Annotated in this window: 15 protein-coding genes and 1 pseudogene; 3 read left to right on the forward strand and 13 right to left on the reverse strand. The window is 44.6% G+C overall.

Features of this window, described 5'->3' with window-relative positions:
- Positions 1-45 precede the first annotated feature (45 nt).
- The 12 genes from argH to EFA47_RS10990 form a co-directional block, all read right to left on the reverse strand.
- Complete coding sequence (gene argH / locus EFA47_RS10935) at positions 46-1,425, reverse strand: argininosuccinate lyase (RefSeq protein ID WP_122643308.1); 1,380 nt, start codon at positions 1,423-1,425, stop codon at positions 46-48.
- Between the two features lie 235 nt (positions 1,426-1,660).
- Positions 1,661-2,284, reverse strand: coding sequence for a YesL family protein (locus tag EFA47_RS10940; protein WP_122643309.1), 624 nt, complete (start codon positions 2,282-2,284; stop codon positions 1,661-1,663).
- Between the two features lie 50 nt (positions 2,285-2,334).
- Entirely contained in the window at positions 2,335-3,192 is an 858-nt protein-coding gene (locus EFA47_RS10945) for a class II fructose-bisphosphate aldolase (RefSeq protein WP_122644506.1), read from the reverse strand.
- A gap of 121 nt (positions 3,193-3,313) precedes the next feature.
- Positions 3,314-4,393: a 1-phosphofructokinase family hexose kinase gene (locus EFA47_RS10950; RefSeq protein WP_122643310.1), complete on the reverse strand. Its 1,080-nt coding sequence runs from the start codon at positions 4,391-4,393 to the stop codon at positions 3,314-3,316.
- 25 nt (positions 4,394-4,418) lie between these two features.
- Positions 4,419-5,453 (reverse strand): LacI family DNA-binding transcriptional regulator, encoded by a 1,035-nt coding sequence (locus EFA47_RS10955; protein WP_122643311.1) that lies wholly within the window; start codon positions 5,451-5,453, stop codon positions 4,419-4,421.
- A gap of 15 nt (positions 5,454-5,468) precedes the next feature.
- Entirely contained in the window at positions 5,469-6,677 is a 1,209-nt protein-coding gene (locus tag EFA47_RS10960) for a cupin domain-containing protein (protein WP_122643312.1), read from the reverse strand.
- 26 nt (positions 6,678-6,703) lie between these two features.
- The gene (locus tag EFA47_RS10965; RefSeq protein WP_122643313.1) at positions 6,704-7,555 is read right to left on the reverse strand and encodes a carbohydrate ABC transporter permease; all 852 of its coding nucleotides are present in this window, start codon (positions 7,553-7,555) and stop codon (positions 6,704-6,706) included.
- Positions 7,545-8,462, reverse strand: a complete 918-nt coding sequence (locus EFA47_RS10970; RefSeq protein ID WP_122643314.1) for a carbohydrate ABC transporter permease — start codon at positions 8,460-8,462, stop codon at positions 7,545-7,547. The genes EFA47_RS10965 and EFA47_RS10970 overlap by 11 nt, the downstream gene beginning before the upstream one ends.
- 75 nt (positions 8,463-8,537) lie before the next feature.
- Complete coding sequence (locus tag EFA47_RS10975; RefSeq protein ID WP_122643315.1) at positions 8,538-9,821, reverse strand: ABC transporter substrate-binding protein; 1,284 nt, start codon at positions 9,819-9,821, stop codon at positions 8,538-8,540.
- A 14-nt stretch (positions 9,822-9,835) separates the two neighbouring features.
- Entirely contained in the window at positions 9,836-10,405 is a 570-nt protein-coding gene (locus EFA47_RS10980) for an AAA family ATPase (protein WP_122643316.1), read from the reverse strand.
- The gene (locus EFA47_RS10985; protein WP_122643317.1) at positions 10,392-11,810 is read right to left on the reverse strand and encodes an FGGY family carbohydrate kinase; all 1,419 of its coding nucleotides are present in this window, start codon (positions 11,808-11,810) and stop codon (positions 10,392-10,394) included. The genes EFA47_RS10980 and EFA47_RS10985 overlap by 14 nt, the downstream gene beginning before the upstream one ends.
- Before the next feature lie 265 nt (positions 11,811-12,075).
- Positions 12,076-12,705, reverse strand: coding sequence for an epoxyqueuosine reductase QueH (locus EFA47_RS10990; RefSeq protein WP_122643318.1), 630 nt, complete (start codon positions 12,703-12,705; stop codon positions 12,076-12,078).
- Positions 12,706-12,835: 130 nt separating this feature from the next.
- Here EFA47_RS10990 and EFA47_RS20485 point away from each other — a divergent pair.
- A pseudogene (locus EFA47_RS20485) lies at positions 12,836-12,979 on the forward strand (spermidine/putrescine ABC transporter ATP-binding protein); the annotation flags it as partial.
- Between the two features lie 31 nt (positions 12,980-13,010).
- On the opposite strand, the gene EFA47_RS11000 reads toward EFA47_RS20485, so the two are convergent.
- A complete protein-coding gene (locus EFA47_RS11000) occupies positions 13,011-14,669 on the reverse strand; it encodes a recombinase family protein (protein WP_164689978.1) in 1,659 nt (552 codons plus the stop codon).
- Between the two features lie 520 nt (positions 14,670-15,189).
- Between EFA47_RS11000 and EFA47_RS11005 the strand changes: the two genes are divergently transcribed.
- Positions 15,190-17,727: a YhgE/Pip domain-containing protein gene (locus EFA47_RS11005; RefSeq protein WP_122643320.1), complete on the forward strand. Its 2,538-nt coding sequence runs from the start codon at positions 15,190-15,192 to the stop codon at positions 17,725-17,727.
- A 109-nt stretch (positions 17,728-17,836) separates the two neighbouring features.
- The gene (locus tag EFA47_RS11010; RefSeq protein WP_122643321.1) at positions 17,837-20,017 is read left to right on the forward strand and encodes a YhgE/Pip domain-containing protein; all 2,181 of its coding nucleotides are present in this window, start codon (positions 17,837-17,839) and stop codon (positions 20,015-20,017) included.
- Positions 20,018-20,051: the final 34 nt, after the last annotated feature.

Raw genomic sequence — 20,051 nt, forward strand, 5'->3', positions numbered from 1 at the left:
GGGGACTCCATCCATTAAGGTACCGCAGGCTGGCAATGCTATTTTTTATTCTATATTCAGATATGCTTCCCCGGCAGCAATTGCCTTTTCCATTGCCTTTTTGCCTGGCGCCCCCGTTGTAGTGCGCTTTTCCACACATGTCCTCATGCTGATGGCATCATAAATATCCTCTTCAAATACAGGGGATATTGCCTTAAATTCCTCCAGCGACAAATCTTCCAGGGCTATGTTTTTCTCTATGCAGCAGAGCACCAGCCGGCCTACAATCCCATGTGCGTCCCGAAATGCAACGCCGTGGTTTACCAAATAATCAGCTGCATCTGTGGCATTGGTAAAGCCATGCTTCGCGCTGTCCTCCATACGCTGGCTGCAAAACCTGATTGTACGTATCATGCCGGTAAACAATGCAAGGCAACCCTTTGTTGTATCTATTGCATCAAATACCAGCTCTTTGTCCTCCTGCATATCTTTGTTATAAGCAAGGGGGATCCCCTTCATTGTGGTCAGCAGCGACATCAGCGCACCGTAGACGCGGCCTGTCTTGCCACGCACCAGCTCCGCAATATCTGGGTTTTTCTTCTGAGGCATGATACTGCTTCCGGTGCTATATGCATCGTCAATCTCTACAAACTGATATTCATTTGAATTCCAGATAATAATCTCTTCTGAGAAACGGCTGAGATGCATCATCACTGTGGACATTGCCGATAATAGTTCTATCAGATAATCCCTGTCTGCCACTGCGTCCATACTGTTTAGCGTAGGCCCGTCAAACTCCAGCAATTTTGCCGTATATTCCCGGTCCAGCGGGTAGGTAGTCCCCGCCAAGGCGCCGGAACCCAGAGGACAATAGTTCATGCGGCTGTATATGTCCCTCATACGCTGGCGGTCGCGTTTAAACATTTCGAAATATGCCCCCATGTGGTGTGCCAGTGTAATAGGCTGTGCTTTCTGCAGATGCGTAAAACCTGGCATATATGTCTCTGTATTCTCTTTCATAAGTTTTAAAAGAACTTGAAGAAGATCCCGCAGAAGACTGTCTAGCTCCAGAATTTCATCCCGCGTATAAAGTTTCATATCCAGGGCCACCTGGTCATTCCGGCTTCTCCCTGTATGCAGCTTTTTCCCAGGATCCCCAATGCGTTCAATCAGATTAGCCTCCACAAAACTATGGATATCCTCATACTCATCTGTAATCTCAAGGGCCCCGCTCTCCACATCCCTCTGGATCCCCTGCAGGCCCTCTATAATCTGTTTTCTTTCCTCCTCTGTCAGAATCCCCTGCTTGGCCAGCATAGTCACATGTGCAATGCTGCCCCGGATATCCTGGCTATAAAATTTCTTATCAAATGATATAGAAGCGTTAAAATTGTATACCAATTTATCTGTCTCCTTGGTAAAACGCCCGCCCCATAACTGCGCCATTTCGTCATCCTCTTTTCTCTTGTTTCATATTTTCCCATTAGTTTACCACAGTAACGTGGTGATGTCCACAAAAACTATGGCAAACCTGCGTGTTAATATCTTTTATATTGTATATGGTATTTGTTGAATTTTCAATATTAAATGATGGAAAAGCAAAGGGGACAGACCCTTATGCAGAGGGGCCTGTCCCCTCTGCATAAGGGTCTGTCCCCTTTGCTCTCCATATTCAGAATATTCAGATATTACCATGCCCATATTGGGCAAATATTTTATCAAACATTTTCGATGCAATGTAAGCAGGCCCGGAAACCGCAATAATAAGCAAGGCCGGAAGAAAATATAAATATCTTCCAATTAATGCCAGCGGCAGTATAATTATACATAAAATCAAAATTGTATATATTATATGCCGAAAACATAAAAAAGCGGCAATTTTTAAAATCTGTAAACAGGATGTTTGGAATCTAGACAATACAGGAAACAGATAGATCCCTGAAGCGATATAGCATAGCGCCATTACAGCGAATATAGTGAGGAAGAATCCCTGTCCGGCTAGATACCCAGAGGCAGCTACATATAAATTAAAATATAGCAGGCATCCAAATCCCCCGTAAAGCATCCATATGGCTGTCCCTTGTTTTAGGTTCTCTCTGAATGCCTTCACAAAGGAACGGCAAATATAGGATTCCTTGTTTCCCACCATTTTCAGGGTCACTGAATATAGCGCTGTGGTAGAGGCTCCCAGTGTCACAACTGGCAGGCTGAATATAATCCATAGTACATTCAGCAGAAATAAATTACTCAATATGTACAGTACATTCATAAAATATTTTTCCTGGCCCGGCCCGCCAAATGACATGCCTATCCCTCCTCACTTAAACTTATTTTAATACTTTTGCAAATATTTTCTTACGCCTTCCCATCTGCCCCAAATAACTTAATTTTTTTATCTGCTATTTTTTCACATATTTCCTTCACATGTTTTAAATAAGTGCGGGGATCCAGTTCATCTTTTTTATAATTGCCTACTGCATCCCGGATAGCGCCAGCATAGGCTGCCTTAAATTCTGTGCCAACATTGATTTTACTCATTCCTATGCGGATACATTTTTTAAAATCCTCTTCTGGCACACCGGTCCCTCCATGCAGCACGAGGGGGCATCCTGTAAGTCCAACAATGTCCTCCAGCCTCCCAAAATCCAGCTTGGGGGTGCTCTTATAAAAACCGTGGGCCGTCCCAACAGCCACAGCCAGTGCATCCACATTTGTCTTTTCTACAAACTCGGGAACAATGGCTGGGTCTGTCAATGCACTTTCCGCACTATCCGCAACAATATGTTCCTCCCTTCCGCCGATTTTCCCCAGCTCCGCCTCCACAGAGCATCCAAATTTCCCGGCATAATCTACCACCTTTCTTGTGGTTTCTATATTTTTCTCAAAGTTCTCTTTAGAGGCATCAATCATCACTGAAGTAAACCCTGCAACTACGGCCTCTTTTAACAGGGCCATATCTGTCCCGTGATCCAGGTGCAGGCACACTGGAATATCTACCATTTCAGCCATTCCTCTGATCATTCCTGCTGTCTGTTTTAGCCCAATATATTTCACGGCCCCCATAGATGCCATCAGAATAATCGGGGAGCGCATCTTAAGTGCACTGTTAATCATCCCCTGCGCATCTTCATATCCATTAAAATTAAATGCAGGCACTGCATATTTCTTCTGCCTTGTATCTCTTAAAATCTCTCTTAATGTTACTAATGACATAGTTTTGCTATATACTATATTCTTACATATATACATTGTAAGTATAGCATATTTCCTCCTTCCCAATCTCTATCATTCACCGTCAGGGACATATATTCAAGAATCTTTTGGGGATTCACAGTTATATATGACCCCGTCCCCCCACTGTTTCCGTCCTCACATACTGCAGCAGTCCTTCCACATCTTCCTTATTTATCATAGCTGGTGTCAGTTGAAACGTATTTGCCAGTCCACAGGCATTGCCATATTCCACACAAGTTTTTAAATCTAACCCCCGTCCATAGCAGGCCAGATACCCGCCCAGAAAAGAATCCCCCGACCCCACTGCATAACATCCGCCAGTCATCCCTTCTATCCTGCTCCAAATATATGTATTTTGGCTGCCACAGGCGATACATCCATTTTTTCCGTCTGTTACAATCAGATTCTCTATCCCATGCCCATTTTTAAACCGCTTTAAATCTTCAGTAAAAAGAAAAGCATCTACATGAAATACCTCCTTGAACTCCTCTCTATTTACTTTCAGAAGTTGGAGCGGAAACTCTACGGCCTCTTTGAGCCATTCCCCTGAAATATCCACAAACAGCTCCTGACCGCCCAATGCCGCCTCCCCTAAGATATCCTGAAACCATTCCAGGGATATGCCTCTGCAAGGGGCGCCGCTGATTACTAACCCTGTCTTCTCCTTCCCCGGACTCTCTGGCACTTTTCCTTCAATCAATGGCATGCCTCCCGGCACAATATGTCTCTTTTCTAGTGCCGCCGGCCGCCCTTCCCCCATAGACTTCTGCTCCTCTTGTGAAATGCAGCTACATAAAAATCTAGTAAACCCTTCTGCCTCTTTCCCTGACATCACAGGTCCCGGAGCATTGTAAGAAATTGTTTTCTGGCCATACTCTAGTGTCACACAAGTATTAATCCTGGATTCATCCTGTATAGGGTACTCACGGCAGTGCAGTCCTTCGCACCTGGCCAGTTCTGAAATAAGCCGGCCAGTTCCCCCTCCAAGTATATTTATGCATACATAATCCTCATACCCTACCCTGTGCAGGAGCCTGGCTGTATTAAGGCCCTTGCCGGACGGGGCCCGCAGCACCTCATCTGATCTGTAAACATTCTCGGCCGCAGGCTTCCTGCATATCAAATGCCACTGGTCATATCCAGGGTTCATATTTAAAATGAAAAACTTTTTATTTCCCATACATCTCCTTTTGCTGTATTCCCTGTCAATTACTGCGGATTATTTTTGTCGTCCCCCGAACCACGAGGGACGGGGGTATAAGCCTGCATACCTCCTGATCGGGTTTGAAATCTCTGTTCATCTTCTTCATCAGGAGATTTACTGTATTTTCTGCCAGGCTTTCCATATCCTGATGAACAGTTGTAAGGGGTTTTTCTGCAATCAGCTGATAAAAAACATCGTCATATCCTGCAAGTGATATGTCCTCCGGTATCCTGTACCCATATTCAGCAACTGCTTTCTTAATCCCATATGCCATATAATCATTCAGCGCCAGTATCCCATCTGGGCGCTGGCCTTCACTGAGCAATTCCAGTGTCCTTTTATGTCCATACTCTACGCTGATGGATTCACACCTGACAATCCAGCTTTCTTCTGGCTTTAGTCCCTTTTCCTCATATGCCCTTTTATATCCCCGGATACGCTCCATAGAAACAGGCAGTTTCCTGTCACTTGTGACAAAATACCAAAGCTTCCGGTGCCCGTTCTCAAGGAGATGCCTGGTCAGCAAATAGCTTCCCTGCGCATAATCCGTCAAGACACAATCCTTCTTAAACCCTGTATAATAGGAAGTACAAAACACTATAGGAATATTCTTCTCCCTGATTTCCTGGAATACCCGGCTTCCATTATTCCTGACATTTAGGGGCAGTACAATAATTCCGTCATATTGCTTTTCCACAAAATTTTCTATTATCTTAGTCTCTATCTCCACATCACTGTTAGATACTCCCAGGACAAGAGAATATCCAAACAGGTTGCAATAATGGCCCAGCAGCTTCATCAGCCTTCCATAATATGGATTCTCCGAATCCGGGCACACTAAGCCTATTGTCATAGATTTCTTAAGCGCCAGTCCCCTGGCCAGAGGATTTGGTTTATAATTCATCTCCTCCATACATCTTAAGACTCTCTCCCGCGTACGGATATTCACCACGTTTTTATTATTCAGGACAAGTGAGACTGTGGCTTCTGATACCCCCGCCCTTTTCGCAATATCCTTTAGTGTTATGTTCCTCATTCAAATATCCTTCTCTTAAATATGCCCTATCTCTGGAAGATTCTCCGTGTAAATATCAGGGCCAAAATATTTATATAATACCAAGTCTTTTTCACCTGTATTTTTAATTATATAACCTTCCCTGGCTCTTTGGCAAGTAATTAAGAGTTCGTCCATACAAGAGTTTAAGTCGAATTCCCCCGCAGCAATCCTCTGTTCGCCTGCATATCCATGCCCCTTCCATACAAAAATATTATGCACCCCCTGTTCCCGGCTGAAAAACTCTTCTCCCGGCTGAAGAATCAGCCTTTTTCCACTGAATTTACTGGTCCCATAATAAATCCATTCCTCATACAAATCCCCCTGCTTTGTCTCCTCAACTATTTTGGGATATAGATGTCTTTTTGCATAGAAATCAGGGTCACTGCTGGCCTCCCAGTCTATGAGTTTTAAGGCGGCCTCTTCCCCCAGTATATCTGCTTCTTGGGGATCTACATCCTTATACAGCATACGTTTGTCTATGCTGCATCCCTGTACTACAGGCTGAAACACCGTGCACACATCAGAGGACTCCTGTATCTCCATAGTCAGTGCAGTCCCCGGGGCATGGAGTATTCCAGAGTCCAGAAAGAACCCCTCCCCTGGTACATTTAAAAAGGCAGTGGAATATTTTAGTATTTCTTCTTCACCAGCCTTCCATTCTTTTAGCAGGGGCAGAAAAATTTCTTTTTGTAAATTCTGTTCAACAATATACCGGTGTACCCCAAAAAAGCTTTCCGGATGCTCCCCCAAGGGCGCGTCTAAAAAATGGTATGCCTCATCTTTAGAGTTTTTTCCAATTTTCTTCATATCCTTGGCCCTGGGATGAATATGGAAAAACAGCCTTGTCCCAAAGTCATATATTTTTATCAGCCGCCCCAGGCAGCCATGGCTTTGTGCATACTCCCGCCCGAGAATCTCTTCTCTGCACACACTCAGGGCCTCAGCCACTGTAATCCTTTCCCCGGGAATTTCCAGATAGGAAAGTCCCTCATCAGGCACATCTATCTGATTGTCAGCATGAGTCTCCGAGCAAAACCATCTCTCCATAATACTGCCCCGCTCTTTAGCGTCATATTCTTCCTCCTTTAACCCCAGGCGTTTGCCCGGTTTTAAAAAATCATGTGCTACCCAGGCAGGCCGAAGTTTCAGGATTCCTTTGGACGACCTGATAAAATTTCCAACAATTTCTTTTTCGTTTTTCATATTTTGTCTTTTTGCACTCCTTTCGCTTAGCCTTTAATTCCAGTTGATGTGATTGCCTCCACAAATTTCTTCTGCATACAGACAAAGACTGTCAGTGCCGGGATGGATGTCAGTATAGAGATGGCCATTAAAAGTCCATACTGTCTTGCGGCAGAGGACTCACTATAGCTTGTCATAATCGTAGCCAGCCCCACCGGCAGGGTCATAGATTTATCTGTAAATGTCACAAGCAGGGGCCAGAAAAAGTTGTTCCACGATGACACAAATGTCAGGATGACCATCACTGACAATGCCGGCCCTGACAGTGGAAGGCATATTTTAGTCAGTATAGTAAAATGGCCGCCGCCGTCCAGCTGGCACACTTCACTGTACTCCTTGGGAATCCCCCTGAAAAACTGGTATAAAAGAAACACGCCTATGGCATCACAGATCTGGGGGATAATGACGGCAGCATATGTGTCCAGCAATCCCAGTCCTGCGACTATTTTATAGGCCATAATGGAGGACAATTCTTTCGGGATCATAATTGTGGCCACCATCACCACCACCAGAATACTAGAATATTTAAATTCTATCCTGGCAAGGGCGTAGGCCGGCAATATGTAAAATACGCAGGACAGGACAATCACCCAAGCTGCTACAACCACACTGTTTTTCATCCACACACCTAAAGGATACTCCCTAATAGCCTCCATATAATTTTCCAGTGTAAAATCCATCGGTATCCAGTTATATAATCCATTAAATATTTCTGATGTGGACTTAAAGGATGTAGAAACGACCCAGATTAGGGGAAACAAAAACAGCAGGACAGCCACAACGAAAACTATATATAAGATGCTCTTTCTGATCAGATTATTTTTATACTTACTTTTCATGTCTTTTCCTCCCTGGCCTTCTTATCTTCATTTCCTCCCTGTCTAGGAACATCCAATAAATCACAGCTGACATCAGCAGAATCACCAGAAATAAGACTACCCCGATTGCTGCAGCATATCCCAGTTTAAATTCTCTGAATGCTTTAATATATAAATACTGTACGAAGGTCAGAGTGCTATAATTTGGCCCCCCTGACGTCATGACATAGACCTGCCCAAATACCTGCATGGAATAGATAACTGTAGTCAGTACCACAAAGAACGTAGTATTTTTCACATATGGTATAACAATTTTAACCAGCCTCTGCAGACGGCTTGCACCGTCAATGGATGCTGCCTCCAGCAGATCCCGGGGTACGTCCTGAAGTGCGGCAAGGTAAATGACCGTATTATATCCGATGGTCCACCAAATAGATGCCAGCGCTATTCCCATCATGGCAGTGGAGGTTTTTGTCAGCCAGAATACTGGTTCTATCCCGAAAAGGGACAGATAATGATTAAAAATCCCGTTATTACCGTCCAGAATATACCGGAACGTGATCCCTACAAGTGTTGTCATTAAAATATACGGGACGAATATAACCGCCCTTGCAAACGTGGTTCCCTTGAGTTTCTGATTCAAAAGCAGAGCCAAAAGAAAACCTCCTATAATATTCACAGGCCCCACATATAGCAGATACGTAAATGTATTTTTCAGCACTTTGTAAAAAAGTGGGTCTTCTAACAAATTCCTGTAATTTTCTAAACCTATAAATGTCCCGGCTGTCTGTACTTCGATCTCCCTGAAGCTGTAATAAAAATTGGCAAAAATCGGAAGAATCTTAAAAATAAACAGTAATGTAAAATACGGAGCAAGGAACAAAAACAAAATTCCAATCTTCTTCATTTTTTTATATTTATTCGTCAAAGCTATCCCTCCGTTTTCTATGAGGACTGCCCTACAGCCTCTGCTGTTGCTGTATGCAGTCCTGCCGGCATATCTCTAATTCCCCAGAATTTTATCAACGCTCTCTGCCGCCTGGCTGAGGGCAGATGGAGAATCTGCTTCTCCGTTTACAACACTATAAACAGCATTGGCCACTGGCGATAATTCATTGTCCGCACCAAATTCACTTGTACCAGGGCAAAGAGGCTCATAAACTACAAAGTCAGCCTGGTCCATAAATGCCTGGGCATATTGGTATAAATCTAATGCCTTATACTCTTCTGATTCCCTCACTGTTTCATTAGCCGGGATCTGCCCGCTCTGGGCCCCCCACCCAAAGGAATTCTTTACCAGCCAACTAATAAATTCCTGGGTGGCCTCATCTTTTTCTTCACTCCGTCCATCATATCTGGGAACTGTGATTGTATGGGAACTGCCCCACACAGAATTTTCTCCCAACACTTGCGGGAACTGTACTGTTGTAAAATTCACCCCTGATTCCATAGCGGTGGGGACAAACCATGGGCCTTCAATAACCATCGCCGTGGTTCCGCCCATCCAGTCAGCGTCTATATCAGCCTCTGCTTCTGGCGCATATCCTTTTTCTACCCAGGATGCCATGAAATCCAATGCTTTTATTCCAGCCTCGCCCTCAAATTCCGCTTCTGTCATGTCCTCATTTAGGAAGTTCCCTCCTGCCTGTCCCAGAAATCCATACCAGTATCTGTATGTATGGGCATAATTACTTCCCAGGCCTACTGCATACTGGCCCTCCCCCGTCAGCTTCTCACAAAGCGCATTGAACTCCTCTGTTGAGGTAACTTCCGCGTCCTCGGCTGTTAACCCTGCCTCCTCAAACAGATCCAGATTGATAAACATAGCCATGCAATGGTAATCCAGAGGAATCCCATATTGAGCGCCATTTACCTGGTTCCCTGCCCAGATTACATCTGAATAATCTTCCGCACTGACATCCATACTGCCAATCAAGTCATCCAAAGGAACAATCATTTCCTTCCCCGCATATGTAGCCAGATCCGTGGGATGCATCAGCATGACATCCGGCCCGCTCTCTGTGTTGCTGGCTGCAGATAGTTTTGTAAATATCTCCCCCCAGGTTACAGAATAAAAATCCACTTCTATCTGATCCTGCTCATTGTTAAACTGTTCCACCATGTCAGCCATGGCCTGCTGGTCATCCCCTGTCAGTCCGGCCCAAAAGGTCAGTTTGACAGTACCCTCTTCTTCTGTCTTCTTCCCCTGCCCTGCGGAGTTCCCACAGCCTGCTGCCAAGGTTACTGTCAACATGATACTAACGAAAGCTGCCCATAATTTTTTCATACTTTTTCCTCCTACTATATATTTTGCCTGTTCAAAAACTCACCAATTTTCCTGTCCCTCTTGTATTCCTGCTCTTCCTGATAAATAAGCTGCAAGTCTGGATCCCAGGCTGTCTTTTGGGACTGCGCCCTGTAATAGCGATCCCAGTCCTTTATTTTCTGCCTGTCTCTTGGAGACTGCCTGTCTTTCATGCGCGTATAGAGAATTTTTTCAGGAACCTCCATAGAAATGGACAATATGTTGCATTCTAAATTATAACTGCCCCTCAGCCTTCTAAAAAAATCTTGCTGCTGCCTTTCCTTTGTCAACGGTGCAGACGCAGTTACACACACACCGTTTTTTAGATTCTCAGCGATAACATCCCAAAAGGTCTGGTAACAGCACTTTCGCCATGTTACACAAAATTCATCATAGGGTAACTCTTCATAAAACTTTCTATAAATATCCCCCATAAATCTCTGTACAATTGTGTCATAGTCAATATAGGCTGTCTTATAAAATTCTGAAACCCATCTCCCACATGTAGATTTTCCACTGCCAGGAAGGCCGGAAATTAAAATTAACCTGGCGTCAATTCCCTTCATATCTTCTTTTCATCTCCAATATGTATTCCCTGTAGTCCTGCCTGGGTTCTATGACCTCTCCTCCTGAAAGTTTCTCTTTCAGTTCTTTTAAAGCTTCCCCTCTGCCACATGCACAGATTCCTGATATGGCCGCCCCCAGCGCACTGATCTCTGCTGTCTGGAGAACCGTAATCTTCCGGCCCAATGCAGAGGCCTTCCACTCCATAAACATCTTATTGCCAGTAATCCCCCCACCTGCAAAATAGGGGATATCCTGCTGTGCATTGCCGCAGTACTGTCCCAGATCTGTATATAGTCTGTTTGTTCCAAGTGCCAGGTATAAATATCCACTCAGCATCAGTTCCTCCGGAGTACATCTGTCCATAATATCTAACAGGTTAATTCCTTCTGCCTGCTCTGCATAAGGCCCGTAATCCCTTGGACATGCAATCCGGCAGAGCCTTTCTAAGCTGGGAAGCGTCAAAAGATCTTTGTTCACATTTTGATAGAACTTTGCATCTCCTTTTCCACCTCCCATATTAGCCAGGCATTCCAGCACCCTGCCATAATAATCAAAAGCTCGGCTGATCACATATTCCCCACTCTTAAATCCTGTCACCAGGCATCCGCCCCCGGCATTATAAGTAACCCTGCCTCCCAGGTTCTGTTCCCCGTCCTCCCTGATCAGCGCCAAGACGCTGGAAGATCCCATAGAGTCATAAAATAGGTCTGTGCCCCCATATAATTTGCAGACCCCATAAAGCCCCACATAGTGGTCATGTCCCCCGAGGCCATAGATAATACCATCACTGCTGCCGCAGCTATCCCCCAACATCCCGACTTTCCTGGGCAGAGTAATTCCCAACTCCTCCATGACATCTGTCTGCCATTTCTTTTGATGGATATTATAAATATAGCTTCTTCCTGCCTGGGACGTATCCCACATGGCTATGCCCGTTTTTCTATAAACAAGATAGCTACAGACAGGAAGCCAAAAATCTGGAACCTTAAGCAGTTCATTTTCCTGCATCCAGATCATCTTATAGACACCCAGGGTCAATGTTTTATGTACTCCTGTAATCCCAAAATCGCCGTGGCGTTCAATCAGCTCTTTTTTGTGCAGTGGAATATCTGCTGTTTGTTCGTACCAGACAAGGGGCATTCCTATTGCCCGGCCGTCTTTTATTGGTACAACAGACTCGCCAATACTGGAAAAACCCACACTGATTAATTTCGTCAGTCCTTCCGCCTCCTGGATCCACTGGTCTGTATATTCTGCTATTTTCCCTATGTCAAAATAACAGCGGCTGCCCTTTTTCAGCCTTGGGGTTGTCTGTTTCCAGACTGATATAATACGGCCGGACTGATTTAACAAAATCCCTTTGCTGTTAGTTGTCCCGATATCAATTCCCAGAAATCCATCCATATAAAACCCTATCACTTCCTTTCGTTTTTAAAGCGCTTTAAATTAATTAAAATATACTATACATGTTTTAATTTGTCAATTCCATTCTGTTAATTTTGTATACTTATTATAAATATTTTTATATTTTTCTGACATTTTTACCAAAAATCCGATTTTTAAAGCGATTTAAATATACTTTTTACTATGTTATATTTTTTTAATTCATAGTAACAAAAAAAGACAGAGAGTATCCCCTCTGTCTCCTTATCTTTCTTTAATCCTTTTATTATTTTTCTTTTTTATTTTCAATTGAAAATTCACATCCGCAATAATCCTGCCGGTACAACCCGTGCTTCTTGGACAGTTCAATGGACCGCTTATATCCGTTCTTCTTCTTAAAGTCCGACTGTAAATACTTGACGCCATAGCGCGAAGCTACATCCGTCCCTATCTCATTGAGCTTTCCTGCATTTTTCATAGGACTGATGCTTAAAGTAGTGGTGAAATAATCAAATCCTCCCTTTACTGCCATCCTGGCTGTCTGGGCCAGCCTAAGTTCGTAACATTTATGGCACCTCTCACCGCCTTCTTTAAGATGCTCCAACCCCTCTGACATTTCATAAAATTTTTCTTTGTCATAGCTTCCGGCAATAAATGAGACCGGATGGGTAAAATGCATATTCGACAGCAAAGCCTGCTGCTCAAGCAGACGTTTCGTGTATTCGCTTTCTGGGTAGATGTTAGGATTATAATAAAATACAGTAATCTCAAAAAAATCAGATAAATATTCCAACACATAACTGCTGCAGGGAGCGCAGCAGCTGTGGAGCAGAAGTTTCGGCACTCTGCCCTCCCCCTGCAGGGAATGAAGCAGCTTATCCATCTCCTTTTGGTAGTTTACATTTCTATAATTCATTGTACCAGAACTCCTTTACAATAAATAATACAGTTTATTATAGCACAAACTCATGTACTGTATAGGACTTTATTCACCTATCCCGCATTTTTCCATAAACTAACTATATACTTTTGAATGGAGTGTCTGCATGGAACCAATACTTGAGTTAAAAAATATACATTATGCATACCACACTTTAGATGGAGAGACCAAAGCACTGACAGACATCTCATTTTCAATTGCTTCCGGTGAATTTGTTGCAATTGTAGGCCCCTCAGGGTGCGGAAATGCGATGTGCAGGGAACGGAAACAATATACCTCCGCTACCCGCTGCTATTGTCATGGCACTGGCTGCCACAGATAAAAAGATGAACCTGTTCCCCATCCCACACGACCTTATCTAAGATCATCCTCAGATATTCCCTTTTTTCTGGCACAGTCAATATGTCAAACAGCTTCTGAAATGAAGAAAGCTGATCCATCAGACATTCGGCCTGCTGCCTGCCCCCACATATATTGCTTTCTCCGCCTGTCTCCTCCTGTTCCCTCTTAAACGCCAGGCACTCCTGATTCAGCTTCAGCACTTCCTGTTCGACCTGGCGGACAAACACTGCATTTCCCCCCGATTCGGCCAGAACACTGATTAAATTCTGTACTTTGTCCTCTCTCTTTTGAATCTCCTGCTCCAAAAGGTCTGCTGCCGTCACTTTCTTTTCTCCCGTACCTCCCATCTTTCCTATAGCCTTCCTCAATATTTGATTAAAGTCAGAGCTTTCTTCATTATAGCGCAGTACTTTCTGGCATACCAGCCCATCCAATGTGTTCCCCTGCACATTCCTCGCAGAGCACATCTTACCATGGGTCAGCTCTTTATATGTACACATATAAGAAAATCTTCGTTCCCCCGCAGCCGTAAGCTGACTTGAAGAGTAATTTTTCGGGCGCATGGGGTGCCCGCAGGAGCAATATAGAAGGCCGGATAACAAAGATACAGGATTATGGGGGGTATGCCGCCTGCCTCCCCCTTTACTATTTTTCAAAATTAAATTTTGAATTTTGGAAAAATCCCTTCCCGATATAATCCCTTTGTGCCTCCCTTTTGCAATAATCCACTTTTCTGGCGAGTTCTCCCTGTTCTTATATTGGGAGGAAGAGGTTTTTGCATATGCTATCAGTCCGTGTTTCCCGTCAGCCTCTTCCTGATCCATGCACACCTGGCACCCCAGATTCCAAAAAAACTGAAATGCCTCCTGATCTGCCGTGCAATACACTGGATTTGTCAATATATCTCTGATTGCAGTGGTGGTATATTCATTTCCACGTTTTGTCTTAATACCATGGCCCGCGAAATACCTTACAATTCCTATCAACGACTGTTTTTCCAGATACTCCTTAAAAATAAATCTGGCTGTCTTAATCTCCTCCTCATGGATGGCCAGCCGGAAAGATTTTTTGTTTTTCCCATTGACAGAAACCATCTCTTCTTCCACCGCCCGAAACCCGAGAGGGGTATTCCCCCCAAGCCATCTACCCTTTCTGGCCAGCATAATCATATTGTCCCTCACGCGCTCCGCAATCTGCTCCCGTTCCATCTGTGCTAAAACTCCGGCAAAATAAAGCATTGCTTTTCCGATGGGCGTCGATGTGTCAAACCGTTCCTTGATGCTGATAAAAGAGACATTCAGCCTGTTCAGGGTTTCAACCAGATTGGCCAGGTCTGCAATATTGCGCCCCAGCCTATCCAGCTTATAGCAGACCAGATAATTACAATTTCCTGCCTCTATTTCTTCCATCATTTTCTGGAACTGCGGCCGTTTCATGTTTTTTCCTGAATATCCTTCATCTTCATACTCTATGATCTTTGCCCCATCGGCATTTTCTATATTGTGGTAAATATACTCCCTGCACATGTTGATCTGATTCTCAACGCTCTCTCCCCTGCCAGTCCATTTAGACTTTCTACTGTATATGAATATGCGCATTTTTTGCCACTCCTCTCTGCCAATAGTAAATAACACATTTTTTATATATAAATTCTGGCTTTCTATATCATAAAAAACCAGCTGCTGCCAAATGATTTTATCCTGACAGGCATATACTAAGTACAGCGGACATACATGGGCCTCATATGTACCCATCTATTACTCGGATTCCTGCGTCATCCTCTATTGGCGCATACACCGCCGCGCCTCATGAAATGTCCTATGCTTTAAACATCAGCTGGTCAGATATATGGCAGATTTTTATGATCCGGTGTATTCGATTTAAAATTTACAAAATCTGCACAAAAACTGGTGGATTTTTTATGACTGTTCGTCATTTTTTGTGTAGTATTTTTTTTATGAGTTTGATATACTTTCCTATAGGATTAGGGTGTCAAAAAGGTGAGCCGCACCCACTCTATATCATATATTGATATACAGGCCCGCCTGCAAGAACAATATATGATATGAGTGCCGCGCCCTGATCCTATAGCAATCACCGACAGGAGGAAATTCATCAATGAAACAATCATTTCGGATTTTTAAACGTGATATCAGCAGACTGTTCCACAACCGGGCCGCATCTATTGTCATGGCCGGCGTATGTATCCTGCCGTCACTCTATGCCTGGTTCAACATTGCGGCAAATATGGATCCCTATGGCAGCACCGAGGCAATTAAAGTTGCCGTTGCCAGTAATGATTCCACTGCCAGAAACGAGGATATCACCCTCAATGCCGGGGACAGCATTATCGAGAATCTAAAAGAAAATAATCAGCTGGGATGGTCTTTTGTCGGGGAATCAGAAGCAATAGACGGAGTGCGCTCCGGCAAATACTTTGCTGCCATCGTCATACCAGAAGATTTCAGCAGTTCCCTGATAAGCATACTGTCCGGCCATCCTAAGGAGCCTAAACTTGGCTATTATATCAATGAAAAGAAAAATGCAATTGCACCAAAAATCACCGAAACCGGGGCGGGAACCATACAGCAGGAAATCAATGATACCTTTTCATCTGTTGCTGCTGAGACGATTTCTGAGCTCATCCGTTCTTCTGCCGCCGGCTTATCTGCAGATTTGAACCGGGCTGACACAAAGCTGATGGACACACTTAAGGATGCCCGCGCCAATCTTGAGGATTACAGCGCCCTTTTAGAAGATTTCCAGAATACCATTGCCGGTTCCTCTGAAAGTATCCAAAATGCCCAGGGTATACTAGACAGTATAGTGGCTGCCGCCAGCTCTGGTACTTCAGTGCTTACAGATGCTTCTTCTGCACTGTCAGCAGCAAGGGATTCAACAGGTGCATTTTCCAGCCAGCTTTCCCAGAATCTATCCAACGGGGAAACTCTTTTGAATAATGTATATATCTCTGCCTCCACAAAACTAGGCGCTTTTGAAACATCAGCAGAACAGGCCAACTCTGTAATTAGCAGCAGCATCCAGTCTGTGGAAGAGCTGAATGCCAAAAACAGCGAGCTTCTTGAGGCGCTGGAAAGTTTAAATGAAAATATTGGGGGCAATACGGAGCTTTCCAGTCTTATTTCCCAGCAAATAGCAGGCCTCCAGGCCCAGAATAATTCCTTTGGAGAGCTTCTCAATTCATTACATTCAGGGAACTCCAGCATCGGGGATGCTCTGGAAACTGCCCAAAGCGCAAAGACTTCACTTGAGGCTCTGGCCTCACAAAATAAAGAGGCCCTGCAGAACCACAGGAGTAATTTTGACCAGAAACTCCTTCCCGGCATCAGCCAGTCCCTGGACAGCTTCGCCGCTCTGAGCGGAAGCCTGTCCTCCGTCCTGTCTAATATCCAGCCTGCTGCTGACCAGTTAAAAGCTATTCTTGGGCAGCTTGGCACAAATCTGTCAGGCAGTGCGGAAATACTGGGCCAGACAAAAGATGCACTGTCCGCAGTGGACGGCCAGTTAGCAAAGATTACCCAGGATATCCAGGCTCTTCAAAGTTCTGGGATTTACCAGCAGATTCTGTCCCTGGAAAACATTGACTCAGAATCTGTCTCTGATTTTATGTCCTCTCCTGTGTCCATTCAGTTAGAGGTCCTGTACGATGTAAAAAATTACGGCTCGGCTATGACGCCTTTTTATACAAATCTGGCTCTCTGGGTGGGCGGCCTGATCCTTGTCTCAATTTTAAAGCAAGAGGTGGATAAGGATTCATCTGTCCGGCACTTTACACCGGCCCAGGCTTATTTTGGACGCTGGTTTCTTTTCACGGCAGCCGGCCTGATCCAGGGACTGATTGTCTGCTTAGGAGACCTGCTGCTTTTGAAAGTACAGTGCATACATCCATTTTTATTTATCTGTGCCGGTATGTTTTGCTCTTTTGTGTATGTAAACCTGATTTATGCCCTGGCGATCACATTTAAGCATATTGGCAAGGCCCTGGGCGTCCTCCTTGTCATCCTGCAGATTCCCGGCTCCTCCGGTACCTACCCAATTGAAATGACCCCCCTGTTTTTCCAAAAACTGCATCCCTTCCTGCCTTTCACTTATGGGATAAATGCAATGCGTGAAAGCATTGCAGGTATGTACCAAAACTATTATATTAAAAACCTTTTCGTTTTATCCCTGTTTATACCAGCAGCTCTCCTCATTGGACTGGGCCTAAGGCCTCTCCTTATGAACCTGAACCATCTTTTCGATAAGCGTCTGTCCGAGACAGGAATCATGCTGGGCGAAACAGAAAGTATGCACAGGGGGCGGTTAAAATTCTGGCTGCCTATCCGCACGCTGCTCAAAGATGATGAATGGAGGCAGGATTTCCTAAAACGTTCAGGACAGTTTGAAAGGCGTTATCCAAAACTGATCCGGTGCGGTTTTACCTGCATGATAGTTATACCCATAATTTTCCTGGTACTTATGTTCAGCCTGGAGTCTAAACTGATTTTCCTCATTCTCTGGATTATCTCTTTGATCGCCTTGTCTGCTTATTTGATCTGTATTGAATATATCCATTATAAGATACAGCAGCAGCTGGCCATTGCAGGCCTTACATCCAAAGATTTGGATCATGGCCATTGCCCGGAATCAAAATAATCCCGTGCACCGTCTCCCGCAAACAGCCGTGCTAAACACGCGGGCGCCCTATCCTGACCGGACTTGGGGAGGGTCCATAGAACTTATTCTGTAATAGGAGGAAAGAAATTTGAAAAATATATGGAAAATCTTTCAGAAAGACACTATAAGAATCAAAAGAAATGTGATCGCCCTGATCGTCGTCATAGGAATTACAGTGGTTCCCTGCCTGTATGCCTGGTTTAACATTGCTGCAAGCTGGGATCCATATGCCAGCACAGGGAATCTAAAAGTAGCAGTGGCCAGTGCGGACAATGGCTATGACGGCAGCCTGATCCCGATCCATCTGAATATGGGAGATCAGGTACTCTCTTCCCTAAGAGAAAATACGCAGCTTGAATGGGTATTCACAGGGGAAGAAAAAGCAATTGATGGGGTAAAATCTGGGAAATACTATGCTGCTATCGTGATCCCTAAGGATTTTAGCAGCCAAATGATGAGTATCTTCTCCTCTGAGATTCAGAAACCTGAAATTACCTACTATTCCAATGCCAAAAAAAATGCCATTGCACCAAAAGTTACGGATAAAGGCGCAACTGCCATTCAAACCCAGATCAATGAAATTTTCACAAAAACCATATCAGACACTGCACTGGCCTCCTTCCAGACTGTATCCAACGTGGCTGACCAGAGCGGCTCCGAGACAATCACAGACAATCTGACCCAAAACCTGGAACAAATATCGTCAGATCTGACTGCGGCTGCTAATACGCTGAACTCTTTTTCACTCATGGCAGCTTCTGCACAGCAGATGCTTGACATGACAGCCGGGTTCCTAAATCAGGCGCAGGCCCAAGCCGGGGAAAATCTGAACAGCCTGAATCGTACAGAAAAAACCTTTTCCGGTATCCAGGATACCATATCTGGTGTAACTGACGGGGTCAACCAGGCCTTATCCACTGGAGAGAACTTTTATGGCCAGGTATCAGAGGTGATAGATTGGGCATTCCAGACGCAGTCAGACGATGCAGGGACTGTGGCAGACACCCTTACCGGACTCTCAGGCAGGGTCCAGGATGCCATAGACTCCTATACCTCTCTACAAGATGCCGTTGCCTCTGTCCAAGAAGCACATCCAGAATTATCCGAACTGACAGGCAGCATTATCGGGAAACTAAATACTTCTATCACCATACAGACTGAGCTTATGAACCGTTTAAATACGATGGCTGAATCTCTCAGGGCCACAGCTTCCGACGCATTGTCTTTCCAGAGTGAACTTAAAGATCTGGCGGCCCAAAGCTCTCAAAGTATCTCTTCTGTACAGTCAGACTATGAGACTAACCTTCAGGCACAGTTTGATCAGCTATTTAACTCTTTTGGATCGGCACAGAGCGATATCACCGGACTGTTGGCACAGCTAAATGAGAGTGCCAGCGGTATCTACACTATAGCAGACTCCGCCTCCTCAGATATGTCCCAGCTGCAGGAAACACTTACTCATTCTTATACACTTTTAACTGATGCCGCCTCCCAGATCCAAGATATCTCCCGGCAGATTATGCAAAAACAGCAGAACGGGGACTTCTCCCTGCTTACGTCCCTGCTTTCCACTGACCGGGAAGACATATCCGCCTTCCTGGCCGCCCCGGTTAAGCTATCTACAGAGAGATTATATCCCATCGAGAACTACGGTTCATCCATGGCCCCATTTTATTCTACCCTTTCCATCTGGATTGGCGGCATCGTTTTAGTAGCCATGCTGAATGTCAACATCAGCAAATCATATATAAAAGGAATGAGAAATGTAACACTCCCTCAGATCTATTTTGGGCGTTATCTTACTTTTCTTGCCCTAGGACTTATGCAAAGTTCTCTGATATGCCTGGGTGATTTATTCTACCTTAAGATCCAGTGCCCTCATCCCTTTCTCTTTCTGCTGGCCGGATGGGTTACAAGTATTGTATATGTCAATATTATCTATACACTGACCGTCTCATTTGGAGATATCGGAAAGGCAGTCAGCGTTGTACTCCTTGTTATACAAGTTGCCGGTTCTGGGGGGACGTTCCCGGTAGAAGTCGCCCCTGCATTTTTCAGGGCCGTCTACCCGCTCCTTCCCTTCACACATAGCATGGCAGCTATGCGGGAATGTATCGGAGGGTTTTATGGTTCCACCTATTGGGCGGAGCTTGGAAAGCTGGGAGTTTTTCTGATAATCTCTCTATGCCTGGGATTATTTCTGAGGAAACCCATCATCCGTCTGAATAATGCCTTTGCAGAAAAATTGGAAAGTTCAAAATTAATGTAATTGCCGAACGGGGCAGGGCGCAGATGAAGCGAGA

Source organism: Luxibacter massiliensis, assembly GCF_900604355.1.
GTDB lineage: Bacteria > Bacillota > Clostridia > Lachnospirales > Lachnospiraceae > Luxibacter > Luxibacter massiliensis.